This window comes from Thermus islandicus DSM 21543, assembly GCF_000421625.1.
In the GTDB taxonomy this organism is placed as follows: domain Bacteria; phylum Deinococcota; class Deinococci; order Deinococcales; family Thermaceae; genus Thermus; species Thermus islandicus.
Genome location: NZ_ATXJ01000050.1, coordinates 1 through 3070 on the forward strand (window position 1 = coordinate 1; position 3070 = coordinate 3070).

The following is a 3070-nucleotide window of genomic DNA, read 5'->3' on the forward strand; positions in this document are numbered from 1 at the left end:
GGCCCAGCTTCTTGGGCAGGCGGGTCTGCCCATCACCCGGGTGTTGCGGGCGGTGGCGTGAGGTGAGTACGCAGGTGAATATCCGAAAAGGGGGTTACGCTTTTTTTGAAAGGAGGAGGAGATGAAACGGAAGTTGCTGCTGGGGGTGTTAGCCTTAGCGGCACTGGGCCTGGCTGCAGAACAGATGCGCGATATCTACAAAGGAACGCTCGAAGAGCGGGTAAATGCCCTGGCATCAATCCAGCCTGGCTTAGGCACGATCATGTTTGAGTATGGCAACCGTTTCACCAATGCCTACTACGCGGCCAAGAACGGAAACTGGGCCCTGGCTCAGTACGAACTCAAGGAGGCTCTAGAGATTCAGGAAGTAGGCGAGATTACCCGCCCTAAGCGTGCCGAGGCGCTCAAGAGCTTTGAGGAGGCCTATCTCGTTCCTCTACAGAAGGCCATTGAGGCCAAGGACTGGGAGGCTTTCCGCACCCGCTTTGAGGTAGCGGTTGCCGGTTGCAACGGCTGCCATGCCTCTGCGGGCTACCCCTTCATTCGCTATGTCCTTCCCCCAGCACCCATGCAGAACAACCTCGACTTCACCCTAAAAACGGACCCTATTCAGAAGTGAGAAGGGTCCGTAGCTCCTTCGGTGATTAGCAACTCAAACCTTGTAGACCTTACGATAACGCCGCCCCGCCCTCTCGCTGGGCGGGGTTTTCTCGCTTCCCGACGGCGCCTCCCGGGGGTCGGGGCATCCCTAATGCACTTCGCCAAAGGAACGTTTTGCGAAGCCTTTACTCCGGGAAAGCGGGGGTGGGGGGCTTTTCTCAGGGAGACCCTTCCCTACATGGCCTGAGAAGCGGGTAGGGAGGTGGTCTCCGTGGACCTCAAGGGCACCTCGCAAACCTGCGCTTCGTGCGGGGCCAGCGTTCCCAAGCCCCTCTCGGAGAGGCTCCACGTCTGCCCCTCTTGCGGACGCGCTGCCCAGGTAATCCTTCAGCAAGCCTGGAGCGGGCCTACGGGGGCGCTGACGAGCGGAACACCGTCAGCGCCGTGCCCGTACGAGGCTGACGGCTTCAGCCGTCCGTAGCGCACCCTTTCACCTCCCAATAGGTTTGTACGCTCGCGTGGCCCTCCCCTACCCGGAGGACAAGAAAGAGGAGTCGGCCGAGGGAAGGCAGGAGAGGCGGAAGGACACCCCAGCCTGGGTAGAATGTTTCCGTGGCTTGGTTGGGTGTGTCCTCGCCGTGGGGCTTTGAGGTGCGGGGAGAAGGCCTCGTCTGCAAGGTGAACGCCCGGGGGGTGCGGATAGAGAAGACCCACCCCTTGGCCGTCCCCGCCCTTTTCCTTCTTCTCCTCGTCCTCGTGGGGTTCGTGGCCCTTGCGGATAGGAGGTGGCTCTTTCTCCTTCTGCCCTTTACCCTCCCTTTCCTCTTGGCCTACCTTGTCGGCTTCCCCCGGCTCCGCAGGTGGCACGGGGCGGAGCACAAGGTGGGGGAGGCCCTCTTCCTAGTGGAGAAGGGGCTCCCCCCGGAGGAGGCCTGGAGGCGGGCGCCCATACTCTCCCCCGCCTGCGGCACCGTGGCCTTAGGGCTCAGCCTCCCCTTCTTCCCCTTGGGCCTGATCTGGCCTGTTGTCTTCCCCCTCGCTCCTGCGCTAGGCTTCCTCCTCCACGCAATGCTGCCCATGGACTCTCCCCTGAGGTTCCCTGGGCTTTTAGTGCAAAAGCTTTTCGTGGCGGAGCCTAGCCCCGTGGAGGAGGCCCGGGCGCGGGAGGCTTTCTTCAAGCTCCTGGAGGCCCTCGAGGGGAGAAGGGCGCCCGGGTAGGATGAAGGCATGCGGCTGCCCTTCCACCCTATCCTGCTGGACGGCTGGCAAGGCACCTCGATGGAGACCCTCCGCTTCGGCACGAGGCCTGTGGGCTGGATCAAAGCATGGAGGCTCTCTATGCACCCCATACGACGTACCCTTCCCTGGCTTATCGGCATAGGCTTGATCCTTCTAGCCACACCCTCAGGCGCAAACGGAAGCACAGGCGTGCGCTCCTGGATCTTCCAGCTCACGGGCTACCCCGCTTCTGGCCTCTATAGCCTAGGAGCCACCCACGCTGACCTCTTTGTGGTTGACCTGACCAAAGATGGAAAGACTCCCTGGAGCAAGCAAGACCTGCTCGCCCTTAAGGGAAGGGCTGTGCTGGCCTATATGGAAATAGGCGGGCTCGAGGACTATAGGGTGGAATACCCGCTGGTAAAAAACCAGGCCCCTGACCTTATCCTTAACGATGTGCCCAAATGGCCTGGGGAGTGGTACGTGAAATACTGGGACGAGCGCTGGTGGCACCTGGCCCTCAAACCCCGCCTGGATCAGGCCCTGGCCGCAGGGTTTACCGGGGTCTACCTAGACCTGGTAGACGCCTACGAGGGAATAGAGCTCCGCCTAGTACCGGGGGAGAACCGGAAAAGCCTCGCTCTAAAGATGGTGGATCTTCTCCTCCGCATCAGCGCCTACGCCAAGAGCTTCCGGAAGGCGTTCCTTATCTTCCCCCAGAATGCCCCCGAGCTAAGAACCCGAGCTGGGTATTTAGACGCCATAGATGGCATTGGCCTCGAGGAGCTTTTCATCAGGGCCACGAACCTACCCTGCACCGACGCCGAGTGTAAGGAACGCCTCAGCCACGCTCGGGCCATCCGAGATGCAGGGAAACTGGTCCTCACCGTAGACTACGCTACCCATCCCCAAAAGGTGCAAACCGCCTGCCGGAAGGCCCGAAGCGAGGGGTTTGTGCCTTACGTCACCACAGTGGGTCTAGACCGCCTCGGCGTGCTATGCCCGTAGGTTTCCCCTTCCCCCAGAAGCCCTCCGGACGCTTCAGGCCCTGTTGGGCTACAGGTTCAGCAGGGATATCTTGAGGACCTGGCCAGCCGGGAGAGCGCCATCCTCAACCAGTGGGAAGGGAAAGTGGAAAGCAGAATCCAGGCCCTCTTCCCCACATTCCGCACCCCCTTCACTCCAGCAGGTAATATCGCCCGGCCCCCAGAAGGCGCACCGCGGTCTCGTGATGGGGAGCCAGGTTGAGGAC

3 protein-coding genes and 1 pseudogene are annotated in these 3070 nt (G+C 61.5%); all 4 read left to right on the forward strand.

What is annotated here, in order from left to right:
• Positions 1 to 121: 121 nt before the first annotated feature.
• The 4 genes and pseudogenes from H531_RS0112310 (at position 122) to H531_RS13315 (ending at position 2826) form a co-directional block, all read left to right on the forward strand.
• Entirely contained in the window at positions 122 to 619 is a 498-nt protein-coding gene (locus tag H531_RS0112310; RefSeq protein ID WP_022799610.1) for a hypothetical protein, read from the forward strand.
• 240 nt (positions 620 to 859) lie between these two features.
• A pseudogene (locus H531_RS15295) lies at positions 860 to 1081 on the forward strand (zinc ribbon domain-containing protein); the annotation flags it as partial.
• 131 nt (positions 1082 to 1212) lie between these two features.
• The gene (locus H531_RS0112315) at positions 1213 to 1818 is read left to right on the forward strand and encodes a DUF1385 domain-containing protein (RefSeq protein ID WP_156860521.1); all 606 of its coding nucleotides are present in this window, start codon (positions 1213 to 1215) and stop codon (positions 1816 to 1818) included.
• A gap of 9 nt (positions 1819 to 1827) precedes the next feature.
• Positions 1828 to 2826, forward strand: a complete 999-nt coding sequence (locus H531_RS13315; RefSeq protein ID WP_022799613.1) for a glycoside hydrolase family 191 protein — start codon at positions 1828 to 1830, stop codon at positions 2824 to 2826.
• Positions 2827 to 3070: the final 244 nt, after the last annotated feature.

Excerpts from the sequence above, each read along its gene's own strand:
- H531_RS13315 (WP_022799613.1), top strand. The coding sequence starts at position 1,828 with ATGCGGCTGCCCTTCCACCCTATCCTGCTGGACGGCTGGCAAGGCACC.
- H531_RS0112310 (WP_022799610.1), top strand. The coding sequence starts at position 122 with ATGAAACGGAAGTTGCTGCTGGGGGTGTTAGCCTTAGCGGCACTGGGC.